This is a genomic window from Candidatus Aalborgicola defluviihabitans, assembly GCF_016705985.1.
Lineage (GTDB): Bacteria > Pseudomonadota > Gammaproteobacteria > Burkholderiales > Burkholderiaceae_C > Allorhodoferax > Allorhodoferax defluviihabitans.
In genome coordinates, this window is the sequence record NZ_JADJKN010000024.1 from 136,648 (window position 1) to 156,526 (window position 19,879).

A 19,879-nucleotide genomic window follows, 5' to 3' on the forward strand; every position below is an offset into this window, starting at 1 on the left:
GGTCGGTATTGTCGTGTTCCAATAGCCAGATGAACCCTGATGCACACAAACTTTGGCAGGCACCGCAATGGGCATTTGCGGTCCTGCTGGCGCTGCTGGGCATGCTGGGCCCGTTTTCCATTGATACCTACCTGCCCGCGTTTGAGGGCATTGCCCGGTCGCTGGATGCATCGCCCGTGCAGATGCAGCAAACCCTGTCGGCCTACTTGTTTGGTTTTGCGTTTATGAGCCTGTTTCATGGCGCCATTTCCGACAGCTTTGGCCGTCGCCCCGTGGTGCTGTGGGGTTTGGTGGCGTTTACCGCGGCATCGGCCGGTTGCGCCATGTCGCAGAGCATTGGCCAGTTGATCTTTTTTCGCGCCATGCAGGGTCTGTCTACCGGGGCTGGCATCGTCGTGTCACGAGCCGTGATCCGCGACATGTTTGCGCCTTCGCAGGCACAAAAGGTCATGAGTCAGGTCACTATTTTCTTTGGCGTTGCACCGGCCATTGCGCCCATGGTGGGCGGCTGGATGCTGGTGCACGTAAGCTGGCAAGGCATTTTCTGGTTTTTGACGGGTGTGGGAGTGGTGCTGTGGTTGGCTATCTATCGGCTATTGCCGGAAACCTTGCACGCCACCCAACGCCAGCATTTTCATCCAACGCCGTTGTTGGCTGGTTACTGGAAGCTGGGCTCAGACCCCCGCTTTTTGTTGCTGGCTCTGGCCAGCGGTATTCCGTTCAATGGCATGTTCCTATACATCCTGAGCGCGCCGGTCTTTTTGGGCGAGCATTTGCATCTGTTGCCGCAGCAGTTTTTCTGGTGCTTTCTGATCACCATTGCCGGCATCATGGGTGGTGCGATGGTCAGTGGCCGGATGGCAGGCAAGATCGCCCCCAAACGGCAGATTCGCATAGGTTTTTCCATCATGCTGGGCATTGCAGTGGTCAACCTGGCTGCTAATCTGTTGTTTCAGGCGCATGTCAGTTGGGCCCTAATTCCCCTGGGCATTTTTTCCTTTGGCTGGGCCCTGATGGTGCCCGTGGTGACCCTGCTGGTGCTCGACCTGCACCCGGAGCGGCGCGGTATGGCGTCGAGCCTGCAAATGTTTATTGGATCTTCCGCCAATGGCCTCGTGGCGGGCGTAGTGTCACCCTTGGTGATGCATTCCACCGTGGGTCTGGCCGCAGCATCATTGAGCATGCTGTCCCTGGGTCTGTTGTCATGGACCTACATTCGTCGCCGCTGGCCAGAAATCGGACATGCCATAGCGCATGCGTAAGTCGTGGTGGTTCATTGCGGGTATCGTGGCCGGGCTCTTGGTCTGGAACGTACCTGTTGTCGCCCAGACCGATCAGCTGGATCGTATCGATGCCATTTACACCCTGTCGGAGCGGGATAACACTGCAGCCCTGGAGCAAATGCGTGCCCTGGGTGACGAATTGGGCAACACCACACCCTATCCGGTGCTTCGCGACTACCTCAGCAAGCGCATTTTGTTGGAGTTGGATTCGACACAAGTTGACTCTGCCAAGGCTTCTATCGCCCGTTTGCGGCAGTTGGCCCAGACCCAGCACGACAATACCGGCATAGCGTGGGCTCTGGTTTTTGAGGCAGCCATCCTGGTGCAAACTGCCAACCTCGAAGCGGCGGTGGCTAAGCTGGGAGAGGCACTGCCATTGGCCCGTCATGCGGGCGATCCGGCATTGCTGTGGCAAAACTACCGGATTTTGGGCAATGCCCAGTTGGCTTTAGGCCGGTTTGCCCAAGCGCTGGAGAGTTACCTGCAGTGTCTGCAATACGCCGACCAGCAGACGCGGCATTCGCAAATGGCTCGTCTTAGATCGCTCAATGCCCTGAGTACGGTTTACTCGGCCATGAAAAACCACCCGAAGTCACTGGCCGTCATTGACGAGGCCCTGGTTGTAGCCAAAGCAACGGAATCCCGCAAGATGCTGGGCACGCTATATATCAACCAGGCCAACCAGTTCGCGTTTCTGGGGCGCAGCAAAGACAGCGAGGTGGCGAATCTACATGCACTCGAGGTGGGCCGCAGCGGTGGCTTGGCCCGATTGGAGGCAACTGCACTAAACAATTTGGGCGACGGCTACCTGCGCGCCCATAACTTCATAAAAGCGGAGCAAGTCGCGCGTCAGGCGCTGGACAAATACCGGGAACTGGGCGACCGGGGCGGTGCTGCAGCCTCGCAATGCAATATTGGGTTTTCTCTGATGGGCCAGGGTCGCGTGGCACAGGGTGAGGCCCAGGTGCGCGATGCACTCCAGCAAATGCGCGAATCGGGTGCCCGCAGCGATGAAGAGGATGTCCTGGGAGAGTTGGGCCGCATGTATGAACACCTGGGCCTGTTCCGTGAGGCTGTGGCGACTATCCGTGAACAACAAACGCTGAGCAGCCAACTGTTTCGCGCTGATCGTGAAAAGGCAGTGGCAGCCCTGCAAGAACAGTTTGATGCGGTCCAACGGCAGAAGCAAATTGAACTATTGGCACGCTCCAATAGCCTGAAAGATGCCCAGATCAGCAACCAGCGCCTGCAGCAGATCGTGATTCTGCTGGGTGCTGTTGTTACCGTGATGGGCGGTGTGTTTGTTTACCTGTTGTACCGGCGAGTCCGCCGCGCCAACCTGCAACTGCGCGAGGCCAACCGACAACTGGAGTTCCACGCCGTGCGCGATCCGCTGACCGGCCTGTTCAACCGCCGTTCGTTCTTTGAATTGATGAGCAAGCGCGCCACAGATGGCGCAGGCGGACGCCGCGAGGACGATGTACCCGACGGTCTGCTGGTGCTGGACATTGACCACTTCAAGCGCATCAACGACAACCTGGGCCATGCCGGCGGCGACGCCGTGCTGGTGGAACTCGCCAAACGCCTGTGCAGCGCCGTGCGTGACACCGATATGGTCATACGCTGGGGCGGTGAGGAATTTCTCATTTTTTCTCCAAAGGCCAGTGCGGACCATCTGAAAAGTTTGGCCGAACGCGTGCTCAAGGTGGTGGGTGAAACGCCGGTGCTGGTAGGCGATACCCTGCTGACCGTGACCACCACCGGTGGCTTTTTGTCGCTGCCATTTTCTGGCGTGTCAGAGGCTGATTGCAATTGGGAAAAAGCCTTGCAGATTGCCGACATGGCGCTCTACCTGGGTAAAGTGAATGGCCGCAACCGTGCTTACGGTATCGCCCGTTTGCTGGTCCCCTTCGAGCAGGCCATGCCCGTGCTGGAACGCGACATTACCGCTGCCATCAATGCTGGCATGGTGGAATTGGTCGAAGTACCAGGGCCACAGCCGGTGGACGCCAACTGATTGTCACAGTGCGCGCTGCAAAGCGTGCTCAACGCGTTCAGCGCGAACACAATCCGTCAAAGCAGGTACTCATGACCATTTCGATGATTTCGTCATCGCTGTGCAAATCGGACATTTTCAGAAACTCCAGCACCGGATCACAAGCCCGGGCATACAAGGTGTACAGGACCGCTATTGCTGCAAGCTTGGGGTTGATCGCACCCTGCGCCTGGGCCTCTTCGATCCAGGCGCCTAGCCGATCGCTCACGTCAATCAAGCCGTCCATGTAACCCTTGTTGGCGATGAGAGTCGCCCGCAGGGTGGAGTTCTGGCTGGGCAGCGTTGGCATGTTGCCGCCAAGCTTGAGCCGCATGGTCCATTCCACTGTGGCGCGCAACTTGTCCAGTGGACTTTGTGTGTCGTCCAACCCGTCCAAAAAAGCTTGTGCTTGTTGCATCAAGTAGGCCATGGCGGCGGCGGCCAAGTCTTCTTTGCTGGGGAAGTGCTTGTACAGACTGGCCTTGGCGATGCCCACGTTGGCGGCCACTTCGTCCACGGTCATTGCGTCAAAGCCTTTCTCTGCCAATAGCCGGTTGACGACATCAATGATGGCCTGCTCGCGTGCTGCCAGCATTTGCGCTTTAAAAGACACTTTTGGAAGTTTTGAAGTAACCATGATGCGATTGCAGTCTTTGTGGTAATATAATGAACTAACTAGTCACAAAGTATACATTAAATGTTAATTTGAACCGTGACAGTTATTTTACAGGTTTGGAGACTAAAGCGTGGCATTCAAGGTTGCAATCATCGGTTCCGGCATTTCTGGCTTGGGCGCTGCCCATGCGCTGAGCGGGTACGCCGATATCACCCTGCTCGAAGCCGGCAGCTATTTTGGTGGGCACACCAATACGGTTGATGTCACTCTGCCTGATGTTCAGGGTCGCTCGATAACCCACGGCGTCGACACCGGCTTTCTGGTTTTTAACGAGCGCACCTACCCCAACCTCATCGCATTGCTGAGCCAACTCGATGTCCGCACCGCCAAGTCCGACATGTCGTTCTCGGTTCAAGCCCCACGGGGCGGCAACGTAACGCCGCTGGTTTGGAGCGGAACCGATCTGAATGGCCTGTTCGCGCAGCGCAGCAACCTGCTCAACCCGCAGTTTTGGGGCATGCTCAAAGACCTTATGCGCTTCAATGCGTTGTGCACCCGCCTGGCTGAATCAGGCACAGAGGCGCAAATGCAGCAAACGCTGGGTGCATTTCTGGATGAACAACGCTTTGGCAAGGCCTTTCGCGCGTGGTATTTCATGCCCATGATGGCTTGCATCTGGAGCTGCCCCACCCAACAGATGCTGGAATTCCCGGTGGCCACCATGGTCCGGTTTTGCCATAACCACGGCTTGCTGCAGGTGACCAACCGTCCGCAGTGGTGGACAGTGCAAGGTGGCGCGCGCCACTATGTGCAGGCCATTACAGATTCCATCACCGACAAACGCCTGAACAGCCCGGTAAACGCCTTGCGGTATGACGCAGAGGCCAACGGGGCCCAAGGTGGCGTCTGGGTACATACGGCGCAAGGACAGGAGCTGTTTGACCGTGCCATTGTTGCCACCCACTCCGACCAGGCACTGGCGATGCTGCCTGACGCCAGCAGCCAGGAACGCGCGGTGCTGGGCGCCATCCGCTACCAACCTAACGTGGCCGTATTGCACACCGATACCGCTGTCATGCCTCCCCAGCGTGCTGCCTGGGCCGCCTGGAACTACGAGTGCGCGCAGGACGCGCGCCAAGAGGAATCCCGCGTGTGCCTGCACTATTGGATCAACCGCCTGCAACCCCTGCCGTGGAAGGACGACGTGATCGTCAGCCTGAACCCGGTGCGCGCCATTGATCCTGCCAAAATCATTCGCCGTATTGACTATGCGCACCCCGTGTTTGATCTGGCCGCCATGGCTGCGCAACGACAGATGTCCGATATTCAGGGGGTTCGTGGCTGCTATTTTGCGGGCGCCTGGATGGGCTATGGCTTTCATGAAGACGGTCTCAAGGCCGGCATGGCCGCAGCCAAGACGCTGCTAAAGGACCGGGCCATATGATGAACACTTCCTCGTCGCCATTGCGCCCATTGCCCCACATTGGTTTTGGCGTCGTGCACCATGCACGCACGCGCCCCAGTGCCCACCGCTTTACCTACGGCACCTATTTCCTCATGCTGCCCATGCATCTGGAGCAAGCAGTGGACGAGGGCGCTGCCGCCGCCGAATTGCAGCCCAATCGGCCCGGCGCCTTGAGTTTTTTTGACGAAGACCACGGCGAAGGCCGCAGCGCTGCACAGGGTGGCGCTATGCCATGGCTGCAAACGCTGCTGCGCAGCCAGGGAATTCTGGATGCCGATGGCGATGTCTGGCTGCAAACCTACCCACGCGTGTGGGGCTACACCTTCAAGCCGGTGAGTTTTTGGTACTGCTACCGCGCCGCGCGGCACGGTGGCTCCCTGCGCGCCGTAGTGGCCGAAGTGAACAACACCTTTGGCGAGCGCCATTGCTACGTGCTCGATGCCCCTCAGTGGGGTCAAACTGTAACGGCTGACAAAGTGTTCCACGTCAGCCCTTTCTGCGAGGTGAAAGGGCGCTACGCGTTTTGCTTCACCCGGGAAGTAAAAGAAGGCCAAACGGTGGTGAGTGCTCGCATTGACCACCATGACGAGATTGGCCTGCTCATCCATACACGGCTCACAGGCGCACTGCAGGTACTGGACGCCCCAGCGCGCCGGCGTGCCCTGTGGCGCTACCCGCTGATGACGATTGGTGTGTTCTGGCACATCCACCGCGAAGCTTTCACGCTGTGGCGCAAGCGCGTTCCATTTTTCAGCAAACCTGCACAGGCCGCAGTTGTGGCGACCCGCAGCCATTCTTCACAACCTCCCATCTCCAAGCCCTGAAGCGAAACCACCATGCCCACTACACTTTCTGCCTCTGCCCGCTTGGCCTTGCCAGCCAACACCCCGTTCACTGCACGCCGCGTGCTACGCCTGCTGCAACAGCTGCGCGTGGGGGTTCTGACTATAGAATTGCCCGACGCCAGCCAACACCGCTTTGGCCAGGCGCATGAAGACCATGTGGGCTCATCTGTGCCCCATGCGCACTTGACGCTGCACAACTGGCAGGTGTTCACGGCGGCCCTCAAGAGTGGAGACATTGGCTTTGCCGAGAGTTACATCTCTGGCGACTGGTCCACCCCGGACCTGACAGGCCTGCTCACGCTGCTCAGCGCCAACCGAGCCGCGCTGGAATCTGTGGTGTACGGCACTTGGCTGGGGCGCTTGGTTTACCGGCTCAAGCACCTGGCCCAGCGCAATACCCGCACCGGCAGCCGCAAGAATATCCACGCGCACTACGACCTGGGCAACAACTTCTATCGTCTGTGGCTCGATGAAACCATGAACTACTCCAGCGCCTGGTTCAACGGCGACCGCAGCTTGCCGTTGCCACAGGCGCAAACCGCCAAGGTGCGCCGAGCGCTGGATGCGGTGGGCGTGAAAGCTGGCGACCGCGTGCTGGAAATTGGCTGCGGCTGGGGTGCGCTGGCAGAGCAGGCTACGCAGCACTACAACGCCAGCGTGGTTGGCGTTACGCTGTCCACCGAGCAGTTGCAGTGGGCCAATGAGCGGCTGCAGCGCCAAGGCGTTGCCACTGGGGCGGGCCAGCAGGCCGACCTGCGCTTGCAGGATTACCGCGATATCAGCGATGCGCCTTTTGATGCCATCTGTTCCATCGAAATGGTAGAGGCCGTGGGCCAAGCCTACTGGCCGCAATACTTCAGCACCGTGGCGCGCTTGCTCAAAGAGGGCGGCAAGGCCAGCGTCCAGAGCATCGTCATCCGCGACGATCTGTTTGAGCGCTACGTGGGCTCCACCGATTTCATCCAGCAGTACATCTTTCCCGGTGGCTGCTTGCCTTCGCCAGCCGAGTTTCGCAAACAGGCACAGGCGGCTGGTTTGCGGGTCGTGGACGAGGTGGCCTTTGGCGGCGACTATGGCCACACCTTGCACCTGTGGCGCAAGGCATTCCATGCCCGGCGCGACGAGGTGCTGGCGCTGGGCTTTGACGCCCGCTTCATGCGCATCTGGGACTTCTACCTGGCCTACTGCGAAGCCGCGTTCACCACTGGCGACATCGAGCTGATGCAGTTCACGTTGCAAAAGTAAACGCTATGAAAAAAGTAGTGGCCTACGTATATTTGACGAAGGCTATCGGTCTATTTTGCTTAGGCTTTTCGGTGCTGGCACAGTCGGTCGCGCCGCTGCCCGCTCCCGAAGAGGTGGTGGCTGTTCAACCGCCGCTGCAGCTGCGCGGTGGCAGCACCCTGACTTTCCTGGGCATGGGCATCTATGACACGCGCTTGTGGTCGACCAGTAGTTTTGCGCTGGATCAGTACGACCAATATCCCTTTGCGCTGGAGCTGCAGTACCGGCGCAGTCTCAGCGGCAAACTGATAGCAAAGCGCTCACTCCAGGAAATGCAACGCCAAAGCAGTTTTGACTCCACACAAGCCGATAACTGGCTGGCCCGCATGCAGGCGCTGTTTCCCGACGTAAAGGCGGGTGACCGCATCACCGGTTTCAATCAGCCCGGTGTCGGTGCGCGCTTTGCAGTCAATGGCAAACCAGTGGGTGAATTGCGCGACGCTCTGTTTGCCAAGCTATTTTTCGGCATCTGGCTCAGCCCCCAGACTTCAGAATCTGCCATGCGCTGCGCGTTGGCCCAGTGTTCGTAATGCAGAACAACGCATCCACCCCCTGGGGCCTTGGCGCGGGTTTGCGCTATGGGTTCTTGGGTTTGCCGCTGGCGTTTTGTGCGCTGCCGTTGTACGTGTTCATGCCCAATTTCTATGCCACGCAGTGGGGTGTTTCATTGGCGGCGTTGGGCACCTTGCTGCTGGCGTTGCGCTTGTTTGATGCGGTGTTGGACCCCGCCATTGGTCACTGGGTGGACCGGCTGGCAGCGGGGCCGTTTGCACGGTTGCTGGCCGCACTGGTCAGTGCCGGTGTGTTGCTGGCGTTGGCCTTTGCGGCGCTGTTTCATCCGCAGGTTGCAGCGGCCGATGCGCTGGCGTGGGCCGGCGTATCGCTGGCACTGACCTATCTGGGCTACAGCCTGCTCACCGTTGCCCACCAAAGCTGGGGTGCGCGCCTGGGGGGCGATGCGGTGCAGCGCAGCCGTGTTGTGGTCTGGCGTGAAGGGCTTGGATTGGTGGGTGTGGTGTTGGCGTCTATCGTGCCGGCGCTCTGGGGTGTTACCCCCACGGCAATCGTCATGGCCGTTGCGTTGGCGTTGGGGCTGTGGGCTTTGTCGGGTGCGCCACGGCCGCAAGCGCGGGTGGGCGCAGCGGCCCCATTGCCACTTCACCTGGATAGCCGGCAACTCTTGGCGCCCTGGACAGACCCCGCCTTTGTGCGCCTGCTGGTTGTGTTTGCGCTCAATGGCATTGCCACCGCTGTACCGGCCACACTGGTGCTGTTCTTCATTCAAGACCGGGTGCAAAGCCTGCCATCCATGCAAGGCGTGTTTCTGGGCCTGTATTTCATGTGCGCGGCACTGTCCATGCCCCTGTGGTTGCGGGTGGTGGCGCGGCTGGCGCTTGCACGAAGCTGGTTGCTGGGCATGGTGCTGTCGGTACTGGCTTTTGCAGGGGCTGCGGCAGTGGGCGCGGGCGATGCTTTTTTATACGGGGTGGTGTGCGTTTTGTCGGGTCTGGCCTTGGGCAGTGACCTTGCCGTGCCCGCTGCGCTGTTGGCGGGCATTACGGCCCGCGACGCCCGCCGCCACGGCGTGTACTTTGGTTGGTGGAACTTTGCCTCCAAGCTCAATCTGGCCCTGGCAGCCGGCTTGACCCTGCCACTGCTGGGCTGGCTGGGCTATGCACCCGGCGCGCGTGATGCGCACAGCCTGCAAGCCCTCACCCTGGTGTATTGCCTGGTGCCATGTGTGCTCAAGCTACTGGCCGCCGCCGCTCTTCACTACTTTTTTATACAAATGCGAAATGGAGAATCTTATGCAACGTAGAACATGGATCAGCGCTCTGGCATTGGGTGCCCTGGTGGCGTTGGGTGGATGCAGTACGCCCAAGGTGACCGATTACGCAGCACAGCGCCCCGTGCTGGACATGCGCGAATACTTCAATGGCACGCTGGATGCCTATGGCGTCTTCACTGACCGCAGTGGTGCCGTGGTCAAGCGCTTTACGGTGGTCATGGACTGCAGCTGGAATGGCAATGAGGGCGTGTTGGACGAAGCCTTTACCTATTCCGACGGTACGCACCAACGCCGCGTCTGGCGACTGACCGCACAGGCCGATGGCCGTTTTGTGGGCCGTGCAGACGATGTGGTGGGCCAGGCGCAGGGCCAGCAAAGTGGCAATGCATTTCAGTGGGCCTACACCCTGTCACTACCTGTAGACGGGCGGGTAATTGAAGTGCAGTTTGACGACTGGATGTACCTGATGGATGAACGCGTCATGCTCAACCGCGCGGCCATGTCCAAGTTTGGCGTGCGCCTTGGGGATGTGACCTTGAGCTTTTTCAAAAGGAAAGCCTGATGTCGTTGAACCCCCGCATGGCTCAGTGGTCGGGCAAGCGCGTGTGGCTGGTGGGCGCGTCCAGCGGCATTGGGCGCGCCACGGCCAGCGCTTTGCATGCGCAGGGTGCCGCCGTTATCGTCTCGGCCCGCAACGCCGGGTCTTTGCAGGAATTTGTGGCCCAGCACCCTGGTGCCCAGGCCTTGCCGCTGGACGTAACCGACAAAGCCGCTGTGCGTGCAGCAGCAGCGGTCGTGCAGCAAGAGGGCGGTATGGATTGCGTTGTCTTCTGCGCCGGTCACTACGCAGCGCAGCGAGCCGACGCGCTGGATCTGGATGACCTGCTGCGGCACGTGGAAGTTAACTACCTGGGCGCGCTCCACCTGCTTGATGCGGTGCTGCCGCATCTGCTGGCGCAGCCGGCAGAGCGGCGCGGCCACATCAGCCTGGTGGGTAGCGTGGCCGGTTACCGGGGTTTGCCCAACGGCCTGGCCTACGGCCCCACCAAAGCCGCACTCATCAATTTGGCTGAGACGTTGTACACCGACCTGCGTGCACATGGTGTGGGGGTGTCCATCATCAATCCCGGCTTTGTAGAAACACCGCTGACCGCACAAAACAGTTTCAAGATGCCGGCACTGATCACCCCTGCGGTGGCTGCGCAAGAAATCTTGCGTGGCTGGGCGCGTGGTGCATTTGAAATCCACTTTCCGCGCCGTTTCACCTGGGGAATGAAGCTGTTGGAACTGTTGCCATATCCTGTATTTTTTGCCACCATGCGCAGGCTGCAAACTACCTGAAGACCATGACCCCTTTGACCAATCCCGATCCCAACGGTGACTACCCTGCAGCGGTAGAACGCATCGTGCAGATGTTTGAAACCCTCTCGCCCGCGTCAGTCGAGCAGCTGGCTGCGATATACACCCCGCACGCCCGCTTCAAGGACCCGTTCAACGACGTGCGCGGCCTGCCCGCCATTCAGCACATCTTTGCCCACATGTTCACTGCGCTGGAAGCACCGCGCTTCGTGGTGACGCGCCGCATCCAGGATGGAAATCACTGCTTTTGGCCTGGGAGTTTCGCTTCCGGTTTCGACGCTTTGACACGCACACCGCGCAATGCATTCTGGGTGGCTCGCACCTGCAGCTCGCCCCCGATGGCCGCATCCTGGACCACCGTGACTACTGGGACGCCGCCGAAGAACTGTACGAAAAACTGCCCCTGCTGGGAGGCCTGATGCGCTGGCTCAAGCGGCGCGCGAACGCGTAGCGGCGGCGACAGCGATGACAAAGACCAGAATGCCCAACCACTTGATGGACGCGGCAATACCCGCCATCGGATAGAGCAACTGCGAGGCAATGGGTTCGCCACTGGTCAGCAGAAGATGCAGGGCATTCTCAGTGGCATCCCCTAGAGCGGCCACCGGAAGTGACCACCGAATTGCGCGATGAATTGAGCCACCTGCAAGCTGCGCCCTGGGCCACCGACTACCCAACAGCCAGCCAAACGTGGCGTACATAACCAGAAGCACAAAGTCGGCCGGCATGTGCGAGCGAAACAGCGCCACACCGCCCGCTTGCCACTTCGCTGTGACCGCAGTGAACGCAGCCTTACTGAACGTAAACTGCAGCGCGACGATACCTGGCGCTAAAGGCAATAAATAGATGGCAATGATGGCGAAAAGCACCAATGTTGCCAAGCCAAGGGCCAACACTGCACGCATGCCTTGCGCGTTAGGCATCAGCCGCTCGGCTATGCCGCAGCGGCCTGCATGCGATTGTTGTGCATATCGTGTTTTCTTTGCTAATGCAGCAGGAAGTCTTTGATGTCATTGGCAATGAGTTCTGTTTGAAGTGGGTTTTTAGGGTTTACCCAGAGCTGACACGCTCCATCTGGCGAGATCACTTTATCCAGAAATTTCTGGAGCCGGTTCTCTGAGATAAAAGTAGACCAATATTCTGGAGTAACCGTGTAGCGGTTTCCATCTAGTTCAAATTCGCAAAGAAGTTGGAAAGTCCAAGTTAGTCTTACGCCACCCCCTTGGCCAGGTGTCCCCAGGACTTTTTTCCATTCCTTGTCCGTGCATTGGGCCAATACTTTTTTCCAGTTTCGTCTGACAATTCGACCCCGAAAAAGAATGCTGATCAGTGCAAGAACCAGTCCAAAAATTGAAATTAAAAATAGCGCTGCTACTTTTAGGCCAGCAAAGATTCCACCAATGAAAAACAGTGCCCCCAGAACTGCTCCCCAATTCGTTTCCATCATGGCATATGGATCACGCGAGGGAATCGATTGGATACGCCATCCGCTTTCTTCTGCTGAATCTCCGACAGGTTTCATTGCAGATAGCGATCCTTCTTAAGCTTGCTTCAACGTTGAAATTCAGCAGGTGGCGTAGCCAGCCGATGGAATGATGGGATGGTCTCCCCCGTCTTTTTGCGCAACAGTAGCGATCTGCTCGTCATGGGCATAGGGATCAGGTCTTTGAAACGTAAGGAGTCCGACATGAATCCTACTACCGTTGCCGCCGATCTTCCAAAGACTGTTTTCAACTTGCTGTGGCCGATGAACATTGACGAATCTTTGAAACCTAACGCCTTACACGCACCCAGTTTGCGCGGTGGTTTCTCAACCGAGAAGTCAACCTGGTGGTGATGGAGGTGTGCGGCTCGGCCCACCGTTGGGCGCGTTGGCTTAACAGTTCGGACTTCTGAACACACATCAAGCGTTGCATGCGAGTTGATCGACCATCATGGCTAACCGGGTTCACCCCACACCGACAGACGCCGGAAAACGAGAAGCAGGCGCTTCCCAAACAACCAAAAAATCGATTAGTTTCTTGAACTTGTGGGGGAGTCCATATAAGAAGGGTTGAACTAAACCGCTACGCGGTGGCTAGTGCACGGTGCGCCGCCACTGCATTTGTGTTTCGGGGCTACTTGCATAGACGGGCCTTGAGGTAAAGCCTTGGAGTTGGGGAATGTTCCCCGGCTTTGAGGAGAAACCGCATGACACCCTTACGTCAACGCATGCTCGACGCCATGACCGTGCGCGGCCTGGCTGAACGGACCAAGGAGTGCTACACCGATGCCGTCGCCCGAATGGCACGCCACTACCACCGCAGTCCCGACTTGTTGAGCCCGCCTGAGATCGAGGCCTACCTGCTGCACCTGGTCAAGGACCGCAAGCTCTCCTACAGCAGCGTCAACCACGCTGCCAGCGCCAGCCGCTTCCTGTTTGAGACCGTGCTGGGGCGCGCCAGCGACATCGTCCACCTGCGCCCGCCCATGGCCCGTGTGCCACAGAAGCAGCCCGAGTTGCTCGCGCGCCAAGAGGTCACGCACCTGTTTGCCTGCTGCTCGCATCCGGTTTACCGAACCGTGTTGCAAACCATCTATGCGGCCGGTCTGCGTATCTCCGAAGCCTGCGCACTGCGCGTGGATGACATCGACAGCGCGCCAGATCGCATGTGCGTGCGGGTTACGGCCGGCAAAGGCGGTGCCGACCGCTACAGCATCCTCAGTCCAAGCCTGTTGGCGTTGCTGCGCCAATACAGCCAAACCTATGCTCCGCAGCGCAACCCAGGTCGCTGGCTGTTTGCCAACGCCAATGGCACGACGTGCGTCAACATCGAAGCCGTGCAACGCGCCTACCAAGCGGCCCGACACTGCGCCGGCATCGTCAAGCATGGTGGCACCCATACCCTGCGCCACTGCTTTGCCACCCACTTGCTCGAAGGTGGCGTGGACCTGTACACCATCAGCCGCCTCTTGGGCCACGGCCACATCAGCACCACCAGCCGTTATCTGCACCTCATCAGCCCGCAGTTCAAACCACCCAAAGACGTGGACCCATTGGACCTGCTGGCGGGCCTGCCCAAGACCTGAAACGATCACGGCAAGGCTGAGCGCGTGGCCACCCTGGCCGATGTGCTGCGCCAGCATGGTGCGGCACATCTGGTAAAGCACACCCTGTCCACACCCCAGGCCAAGGCCTGGCGCGGCATCGTCGCGTGCAGGACGGCGGCACTGGGGGGCCAGCAGCTGGCCTGTGAGACTTGTGGCCACAGCCACTGGCAATACCACTCCTGCCGCAATCGACACTGCCCGCAGTGCGGATCGCGTGCCAAGGACGCCTGGCTGCAGGGGCGTCTAGCGGATGTGTTGAATGTGCCCTATGCCCACTTGGTGTTCACGCTGCCGCACAGCCTCAATGCCCTGTACCAGTACCACCCGCGCTGGGTCATCGACACCCCTGTTTGCCAGCACCGCCCAAACACTGTCTGAGTTCGCGGCCAATGCGCGTTGGATGGGGGTTGGTGGTGGCACCCCGGCCTTCAGCCTGGTACTGCACACCTGGACCCAGGACTTGCGGTTGCACATCCATGTGCATGCGGTGATGGCCTGCGGTGTGCTGGTGCAAGATGATCAGGGTCAAGGCCGCTGGCACACGCCGATCCGAAAGCCCGACTTTCTGTTCCCGGTGCAGGCCCTGTCCAAGGTGTTTCGGGGCAAGTTTCTGGCAGCCTTGGGCCGGGCCCATCAAAGTACAGACATCGCCAATGATCCGCAGGGCGGTGCCATGGCCTGGGCACAACGCCAAAGAGATCTATACCGCCACGACTGGGTGGTGTATGCCAAGACGCCGTTGGGTGGTCCAGCACAAACGCTGGAGTACCTCAGCCGCTACACACACCGCACGGCCATTGGCAACGAGCGCATCAAGGCGCTCACGCACAGTGAAGTGGTTTTTACCGTCAGAGCGGATGACCAAGGGGGTAAGCGCACAGAACATTTACCCGGCTGTGAATTCATACGGCGCTACTTGTTGCACGTCTTGCCCACCGGTATCAAGCGGATTCGCCACTACGGAGTTCTGGCCAGTGCATGCAAGACGGACAAGCTCAAGCTCGCAAGGCTGGCACTACAGATGCCCAGCACCAACCCGCTGGCCCAAGAGTCGGCACAGGCGTTCATGGCGAGGGTGGCCAGGATTGAGACTATGCAGTGTCCGTGCTGCAAGGCGGGCACACTCAAGGTGGTGGCAACGCTGCCAGGGTACACACAGTTGCCGACACCGGGTAGCAGTGTGGCGGGGCAACCCAGGGGACCACCGTGAGGTGCACCAGGGGATGCCAAGGGATCAAGAAATTCGCACCACGTCCAGTGGTGTCTGAGGCAGTGTTGCGCCGCACGCTGGCTGGCAACTGCGTGCAGAACAATACCCGAGCGATCCAGCGAAAGAGCAGTGCCCAGCCCCGCAATGTAGGCAATCCGCGCACGGCGCAACGACACTGGGCTGGGTCATAATCTATTGACACAAGCGGGGGATTGGTTCAAACCCCCTATTGCCCAGAACACACGCCACCGTCTCGCAGGCGGTTCAGTCCAACATGGTTTATCTGCCGCGAATGACGTCCTCGCTTTGTGCCAGCTTTGTGGCGCGGCGGATAAACGCTGATTGTTCGACCTCAGTCTCGCTTGATCTAGGCACGGGCAAGCAGACATCGAAAAGAGGCTTGAATGACAAAACCCTGGTCCGCGTTCCGGAATGGCTGAAGCGCAGCCTCGTGTGCAGCGTTGACAGACTCCTCGCTTGAGTTTGCGGCGGCACGTGCTGCGACACCCGATGAGCGGAGGCCGCGTAACGCGACTTCCAGACTTTCGTATTTCCAAGGTGAGGCTACATCGAAGATCTCGATGGGCTCAAGACCGGCCGCGGCGGCGAATGCGCGGAGTGCGGATTCATCCGACAGCGCAAACGGCCCGGGCGCTCCCGCCGGCGGCGCAGGCATCAATGGGCGAAGCGCGGCTACCAAGGCCGCAGCTTGCATTCCTGCGGGTTCCCCCCAAGTCATAATGAGAACCAAGGCCCCTGGCTTTGCGACCCGTTTCGTCTCTTTCAACGCGATCGTTGGATTTCCGGCGTACTGCAATGAATTGAAGCCGGTCACGAAATCGAATGTGTTGTCCGGGAATGGCAGGTTCTCAAGTTCGCCAACGAGGAACTCCGCAGTACGAACTCGTTCTCTTGCAATTGCAAGAAGGGAAGGCGAAGCGTCAAGCCCCGCAACTTTCGCGCCGCGCTCCGCCGCAATTTGGGCGGCCATGCCAGCGCCGCAGCCGACGTCAAGATATGTCGTAGTGGGTCCCAAACCCGCTCGGTCGAAAGCGGCCAGGTAGACCGCGCGGCATTGTCCTTCTTGAATCTCCGCCCAGTCCCGTGCGTGCGCACCCCAAAGATTGCCGTTGATGGAAGCCGTTCTGGGTTTCAGTTCATCTGCCATCTTGTTCTCCGTGCGTAGACATCGATCGTAGTCTTTTTTTCAAAGGCGAGTTGAGTTTTTAGAGCCCTAACGAATGAAAGTGATTTCCCCGTCCCAAGCAAGCCGCGCCCCGTATGGGTTGCGGTTTACGGCAAGCTAGGCAACGACAGACTGAAGCACCATGATGGGTTGAAAAAGAAGCCGGATTCCGTGGTCAATCGTTGGCGCTCCGCTTTGAGGTAGGGTTAAGCATCAGTTGCGGCACTATGCGGAAGAGCCCCTTCTTCATTGCGCGCGGTCTGCTGGGTGGTAGACGCCATCGTTCAACGGCACTGGCTCGAGATCGAACGGGTTGATGCCTTCCAAGCAGCCAACGTTATAGCCGTACTGATCCGGGAACGAGCGGCGTTGATGATGGTGTAGATGCCACAGATGGAGCAGAAGTAGTGCTTGGCTACATTCGTATTGAACTGATAGAGCTTCAACGCATCTTCGCCCTGGATGACCGTGATGCCCGACAGCACAACCGATGCGACGATTGCACCCTTTCTGCGACAAATTGAGCAATCACATCGGCGTGGGTTGACAATGCCATCTGGTAGGTCAAGTTCAAGAACGACAGTACCGCAGTGGCAGGAGAGCCTGTGTTTTGTTTTGACGGCAACACCGCCGACGGACTTGATCATGCGCACCTCGCCAAGACGGCTGTTTCTGATGTCTAACGATTAGCGTTTATTTGCCGAAAGGGGTAGTCGTGGTTTCTTCCAACTTTGCCTCGCGGCAGATAAACACTAATCGTTAGACCGCACTTTTGGTGACCGCGCTAACCTTGCACGGAAGGGACTTCTTCCGTAGGAAAGCCGGCAGGTAGGACGACTTCAAGCATTTCGATGTCAGGGCTGTGACCAAGCTCGCGGTGGCGAATGTTCGGGGGCTGGTGGACACATGAACCTGCCTCGAGACGGACAACACCTTGACCTTCGTATTCGAATTCGATCCAGCCCTTGAGGACGTACACGAGTTGGAACTCGGTTTTGTGACGATGCGGTTGACTGGAGAACTCTTTTCCGGCTGCCGCTCGGATGATATGAGCGTCGACGCGCCCACTTGTAGCGTTCTTAATTCCGAGATCGCGGTACTCGTAGAAGGAGCGTAGCCCTCGTTCGAACGTGGCACCTTCAGCGTGCGAGGCGACAAAGCCTTGTGTGGTCATAGAGCATCCTTTCGATCACTCGGTGGCAGGAAAGCGGGTTTGTGTGACCTAACGTTGAAATTCAGCGGGTGGCGTAGCCATCCGATGGAATGACCGGTTAACGGGCATGTACATGTGGCCAACGCTTCGGATTGCGCACATTGTGAATTACGGCCAAAACGTGAACAAGATCATTCTTGACCGTGTAGAACACGCCATACGGAAACCGTGGCAAGAGTGTGCGGCGTACTCCCGGGACAATTTCCGCGTACAAAAGCGGAACCTACTCAAGGCGTTTAAGTTGAAGCTCAAAAGCCAACTCAAATTCAGAGCCGAGCCCTTTGCTTTTTTCTTCATACCAATCGAACGCTTCGCCGATTTCGCGAACGGCCCGACCGGAAAACTTCAGGCGGTACGCCACGAACCGCTTTTCAAATGTGCCTTTACTTGATCCCAGGAATATCCCGCCTCTGGGTTGCACTCAAAATCGGCCAAGCGCTCTTTGAGTTCGGTCTTTAGCTCGGGTGAAACCTCAATGGCATTAGGGAAGGCAGCAATGCTTTCCCAAATCACTTCAACGAGCTGAATGCGCTCCTGCACAGGCAGTTCCAAAATATCGGCAACAGAAATTTGGTTCATGGGATGTAGATTACCACGGACGCTTTGATACGCGTTAACGTTGATGATGACCCGCGAAAGCCGGGTTGATCAACCAGTTAAAGCCGTGCGACCCAATAGCCTGGCTGGCGACGATGGTGGGCGATGGCCAACACTTGAACTGAGCCATCGACTTCGCGGTAGACGAGGTCAAAGTGAAAAACCTTGAACATTGCACGTCGAATATCCGGGGCAAGAACAATGCGTGAGCGATCAGGCGACGCACAAACCCAAGCCAAAACATTTTGAAATTCGATGTGGTACCGCTTTCCCAACCCCACTTGAATTTCTTCATAGTGCGCGACCTGGCTTTTGTGTTCTTCGGCGGCCTCGGGATGAAGCCAATAGCTCACTTAAAAAGCGCCTGAACTTGACGCTCAAGTTGCTCGCCACTCACGAGCTTGACTCTCCCTGCGTCAATATCCTCCGCGCGACGACGCGCCTCATTCAGCCAGATATCCTGAATATCAGGTTCCGACGGTGCATCTAGGCTATCTAGCAACAAATGCACCAAATGCGCGCGCTCTGACTTGGGCAAGCCGAGTACAGATTGTTCGATAGCGGTTGTGGTCATGGCAAGATCGTATCACTGAACGGGGACGGCTTTAACGTAGAGGTGAGGGGCGCGAGCCGGCTTGCGGGCGAAGCGTCCAGCGCCAAAGGCGCGACCTCGACCGCCGGGTTAGAGCGCGGTTGCAGCCACGGAGAAAAGCGATGAACAGACGAATTGGACGATTTGCCATGAGCCGCCAGCTTGTGGAACGCGACCCAGAAACAGCACGCGCCGTCATGGGACGGGTAATCGTAGTGCGGTGCGAAATGATGTACATGTACAACACACTGGAATACATGGCGCTTTCTCCGGATTTCGACGAAGTGCCAGAGGGCATGATTGCGCCTGAATACGACGTGCATATCAGCGACAGCGGTTCGCGCATCGAGTTCAAGCGCTCTAACGTTTGCGCTGTCCGGCGTGCAGCACAAGCCGCAAAGCGGCAACCTTCGGCTGTATGTCCGTGACGAGCAACCTGTTAAACAATTTCAGTCCCACCAGCAATATAGAGGATTTCCACAAACGCCAAATGCTCCCAAATTGTTTCGGTCAGTACCCCAGAAACAATAGTACTCGCGCTCGTCCGGTTCAAACACCAGCCAATAACCTTCAGTCATCGCAAGGAGAAACCAGAAATTTTGGTGCCAAGTTCCCTATGCCGAAATCCAGGCTCAACGACAGTAGCCGACACTCGATCTGCAGCGGTTGCGTGCTGGCGAATGCCCATACGTAGGCGTTCAAAGTACGCGGCTTCATCCTCGCCTTTCGGAACGATGATCCCCGAAGTGTCGGCCAGATCCACCTCCAACTGTGTCCAGTACGGGTTTGCCTCGATCATGTTTAACGTAAAAATGACCGGACCACCAACACTTGCGGCGGAGCCGCCTCCTGCTGTTGTGGGACCGTGTCGATTGACTTGTTAACAGGCATCATGACGCTTTTCATATCCCACCAGAATCGAGACCTTCGGATGAGAACGCAAGTAGCGAACCGGTACACGCTGCCCCGCCTCCAGCAGAACACGACCGTCAAGCTTGCGAGTTACCGTGACTGGGGGTTGACCTCCCTCAGGAGCGTACGTGAAAGTAATTTCGGTCCAGATGAAGCGGCTTCCCTGAACATTGCATTTTAGGACCTCACCTTCAACCAAAACACCCCGCGCCTGCAGATGTTCGTTGGCCTTCGTCCGACCAAAACGATGGAAGCCCCACATCGCCAGGACGGAAGCAAAGCCAATCGCCGCAAACCAAAGTCGGTAGTCCATGCCTTTTAACGAGGCTGTAAAAAAACCCGATTTCCACGCGCGCCATTTCGGCTGCACTCGCTTCGCGGATCAGTTTTCATGAATTTTGTG

23 protein-coding genes and 2 pseudogenes are annotated in these 19,879 nt (G+C 58.2%); 14 read left to right on the plus strand and 11 right to left on the minus strand.

The window, feature by feature from the left end:
• The first annotated feature begins 29 nt into the window (after nucleotides 1–29).
• Together IPI80_RS19430 and IPI80_RS19435 are read left to right on the plus strand one after the other, a co-directional pair.
• A complete protein-coding gene (locus IPI80_RS19430) occupies nucleotides 30–1,262 on the plus strand; it encodes a multidrug effflux MFS transporter (RefSeq protein ID WP_413862749.1) in 1,233 nt (410 codons plus the stop codon).
• The gene (locus IPI80_RS19435) at nucleotides 1,255–3,300 is read left to right on the plus strand and encodes a diguanylate cyclase (protein ID WP_413862750.1); all 2,046 of its coding nucleotides are present in this window, start codon (nucleotides 1,255–1,257) and stop codon (nucleotides 3,298–3,300) included. The genes IPI80_RS19430 and IPI80_RS19435 overlap by 8 nt, the downstream gene beginning before the upstream one ends.
• A gap of 37 nt (nucleotides 3,301–3,337) precedes the next feature.
• On the opposite strand, the gene IPI80_RS19440 is transcribed toward IPI80_RS19435, so the two are convergent.
• Nucleotides 3,338–3,955 (minus strand): TetR/AcrR family transcriptional regulator, encoded by a 618-nt coding sequence (locus IPI80_RS19440; RefSeq protein ID WP_413862751.1) that lies wholly within the window; start codon nucleotides 3,953–3,955, stop codon nucleotides 3,338–3,340.
• A gap of 109 nt (nucleotides 3,956–4,064) precedes the next feature.
• Here IPI80_RS19440 and IPI80_RS19445 point away from each other — a divergent pair, with 109 nt between their 5' ends.
• From IPI80_RS19445 to IPI80_RS19480, 8 genes and pseudogenes are all read left to right on the plus strand, one after another.
• Nucleotides 4,065–5,378, plus strand: coding sequence for an NAD(P)/FAD-dependent oxidoreductase (locus IPI80_RS19445; RefSeq protein ID WP_413862752.1), 1,314 nt, complete (start codon nucleotides 4,065–4,067; stop codon nucleotides 5,376–5,378).
• A complete protein-coding gene (locus IPI80_RS19450) occupies nucleotides 5,375–6,223 on the plus strand; it encodes a DUF1365 domain-containing protein (protein ID WP_413862753.1) in 849 nt (282 codons plus the stop codon). The genes IPI80_RS19445 and IPI80_RS19450 overlap by 4 nt, the downstream gene beginning before the upstream one ends.
• A gap of 12 nt (nucleotides 6,224–6,235) precedes the next feature.
• The gene (locus IPI80_RS19455) at nucleotides 6,236–7,489 is read left to right on the plus strand and encodes a class I SAM-dependent methyltransferase (RefSeq protein WP_413862754.1); all 1,254 of its coding nucleotides are present in this window, start codon (nucleotides 6,236–6,238) and stop codon (nucleotides 7,487–7,489) included.
• Nucleotides 7,490–7,494: 5 nt separating this feature from the next.
• Nucleotides 7,495–8,058 (plus strand): chalcone isomerase family protein, encoded by a 564-nt coding sequence (locus IPI80_RS19460; protein WP_413862755.1) that lies wholly within the window; start codon nucleotides 7,495–7,497, stop codon nucleotides 8,056–8,058.
• Complete coding sequence (locus IPI80_RS19465; RefSeq protein ID WP_413862756.1) at nucleotides 8,058–9,347, plus strand: MFS transporter; 1,290 nt, start codon at nucleotides 8,058–8,060, stop codon at nucleotides 9,345–9,347. Before IPI80_RS19460 ends, IPI80_RS19465 begins: the two co-directional genes overlap by 1 nt.
• Nucleotides 9,337–9,879, plus strand: a complete 543-nt coding sequence (locus IPI80_RS19470) for a DUF3833 domain-containing protein (RefSeq protein WP_413862757.1) — start codon at nucleotides 9,337–9,339, stop codon at nucleotides 9,877–9,879. Before IPI80_RS19465 ends, IPI80_RS19470 begins: the two co-directional genes overlap by 11 nt.
• Nucleotides 9,879–10,658: an SDR family NAD(P)-dependent oxidoreductase gene (locus tag IPI80_RS19475; protein WP_413862758.1), complete on the plus strand. Its 780-nt coding sequence runs from the start codon at nucleotides 9,879–9,881 to the stop codon at nucleotides 10,656–10,658. Before IPI80_RS19470 ends, IPI80_RS19475 begins: the two co-directional genes overlap by 1 nt.
• 5 nt (nucleotides 10,659–10,663) lie before the next feature.
• Nucleotides 10,664–11,127, plus strand: a pseudogene (locus IPI80_RS19480) (nuclear transport factor 2 family protein).
• Here the strand turns inward: IPI80_RS19480 and IPI80_RS19485 are convergent.
• Both IPI80_RS19485 and IPI80_RS19490 read right to left on the minus strand, forming a co-directional pair.
• Nucleotides 11,105–11,599 carry a hypothetical protein gene (locus IPI80_RS19485; RefSeq protein WP_413862759.1) on the minus strand — a complete coding sequence of 165 codons (495 nt, stop codon included), beginning with the start codon at nucleotides 11,597–11,599 and terminating at the stop codon, nucleotides 11,105–11,107. The pseudogene IPI80_RS19480 and the gene IPI80_RS19485 sit on opposite strands and share 23 nt — an antisense overlap.
• Before the next feature lie 62 nt (nucleotides 11,600–11,661).
• Nucleotides 11,662–12,198 (minus strand): hypothetical protein, encoded by a 537-nt coding sequence (locus tag IPI80_RS19490; RefSeq protein ID WP_413862760.1) that lies wholly within the window; start codon nucleotides 12,196–12,198, stop codon nucleotides 11,662–11,664.
• A 165-nt stretch (nucleotides 12,199–12,363) separates the two neighbouring features.
• Between IPI80_RS19490 and IPI80_RS19495 the strand changes: the two genes are divergently transcribed.
• From IPI80_RS19495 to IPI80_RS19505, 3 genes and pseudogenes are all read left to right on the plus strand, one after another.
• On the plus strand, nucleotides 12,364–12,513 hold the full coding sequence (locus IPI80_RS19495; RefSeq protein ID WP_413862761.1) for a hypothetical protein: 150 nt from the start codon (nucleotides 12,364–12,366) through the stop codon (nucleotides 12,511–12,513).
• 353 nt (nucleotides 12,514–12,866) lie between these two features.
• The gene (locus IPI80_RS19500) at nucleotides 12,867–13,745 is read left to right on the plus strand and encodes a tyrosine-type recombinase/integrase (RefSeq protein ID WP_413862762.1); all 879 of its coding nucleotides are present in this window, start codon (nucleotides 12,867–12,869) and stop codon (nucleotides 13,743–13,745) included.
• Between the two features lie 24 nt (nucleotides 13,746–13,769).
• Nucleotides 13,770–14,976 (plus strand): annotated as a pseudogene (locus IPI80_RS19505) (IS91 family transposase).
• Between the two features lie 367 nt (nucleotides 14,977–15,343).
• On the opposite strand, the gene IPI80_RS19510 reads toward IPI80_RS19505, so the two are convergent.
• From IPI80_RS19510 to IPI80_RS19540, 7 genes are all read right to left on the minus strand, one after another.
• The gene (locus tag IPI80_RS19510; RefSeq protein WP_413862763.1) at nucleotides 15,344–16,144 is read right to left on the minus strand and encodes a class I SAM-dependent methyltransferase; all 801 of its coding nucleotides are present in this window, start codon (nucleotides 16,142–16,144) and stop codon (nucleotides 15,344–15,346) included.
• 302 nt (nucleotides 16,145–16,446) lie between these two features.
• Entirely contained in the window at nucleotides 16,447–16,809 is a 363-nt protein-coding gene (locus IPI80_RS19515) for a GFA family protein (RefSeq protein WP_413862764.1), read from the minus strand.
• A gap of 137 nt (nucleotides 16,810–16,946) precedes the next feature.
• Nucleotides 16,947–17,336, minus strand: a complete 390-nt coding sequence (locus tag IPI80_RS19520) for a cupin domain-containing protein (RefSeq protein WP_413862765.1) — start codon at nucleotides 17,334–17,336, stop codon at nucleotides 16,947–16,949.
• 262 nt (nucleotides 17,337–17,598) lie between these two features.
• Nucleotides 17,599–17,736: a hypothetical protein gene (locus IPI80_RS19525; RefSeq protein ID WP_413862766.1), complete on the minus strand. Its 138-nt coding sequence runs from the start codon at nucleotides 17,734–17,736 to the stop codon at nucleotides 17,599–17,601.
• On the minus strand, nucleotides 17,721–17,954 hold the full coding sequence (locus tag IPI80_RS19530; RefSeq protein WP_413862767.1) for an addiction module protein: 234 nt from the start codon (nucleotides 17,952–17,954) through the stop codon (nucleotides 17,721–17,723). Before IPI80_RS19530 ends, IPI80_RS19525 begins: the two co-directional genes overlap by 16 nt.
• 77 nt (nucleotides 17,955–18,031) lie before the next feature.
• Nucleotides 18,032–18,325 (minus strand): type II toxin-antitoxin system RelE/ParE family toxin, encoded by a 294-nt coding sequence (locus IPI80_RS19535; protein ID WP_413862768.1) that lies wholly within the window; start codon nucleotides 18,323–18,325, stop codon nucleotides 18,032–18,034.
• Nucleotides 18,322–18,546 (minus strand): addiction module protein, encoded by a 225-nt coding sequence (locus IPI80_RS19540; RefSeq protein WP_413862769.1) that lies wholly within the window; start codon nucleotides 18,544–18,546, stop codon nucleotides 18,322–18,324. Before IPI80_RS19540 ends, IPI80_RS19535 begins: the two co-directional genes overlap by 4 nt.
• Before the next feature lie 140 nt (nucleotides 18,547–18,686).
• Here IPI80_RS19540 and IPI80_RS19545 point away from each other — a divergent pair, with 140 nt between their 5' ends.
• Complete coding sequence (locus tag IPI80_RS19545; RefSeq protein ID WP_413862770.1) at nucleotides 18,687–18,992, plus strand: hypothetical protein; 306 nt, start codon at nucleotides 18,687–18,689, stop codon at nucleotides 18,990–18,992.
• Nucleotides 18,993–19,444: 452 nt separating this feature from the next.
• On the opposite strand, the gene IPI80_RS19550 is transcribed toward IPI80_RS19545, so the two are convergent.
• Nucleotides 19,445–19,789 (minus strand): DUF3592 domain-containing protein, encoded by a 345-nt coding sequence (locus IPI80_RS19550; protein WP_413862771.1) that lies wholly within the window; start codon nucleotides 19,787–19,789, stop codon nucleotides 19,445–19,447.
• Nucleotides 19,790–19,879 lie beyond the last annotated feature (90 nt).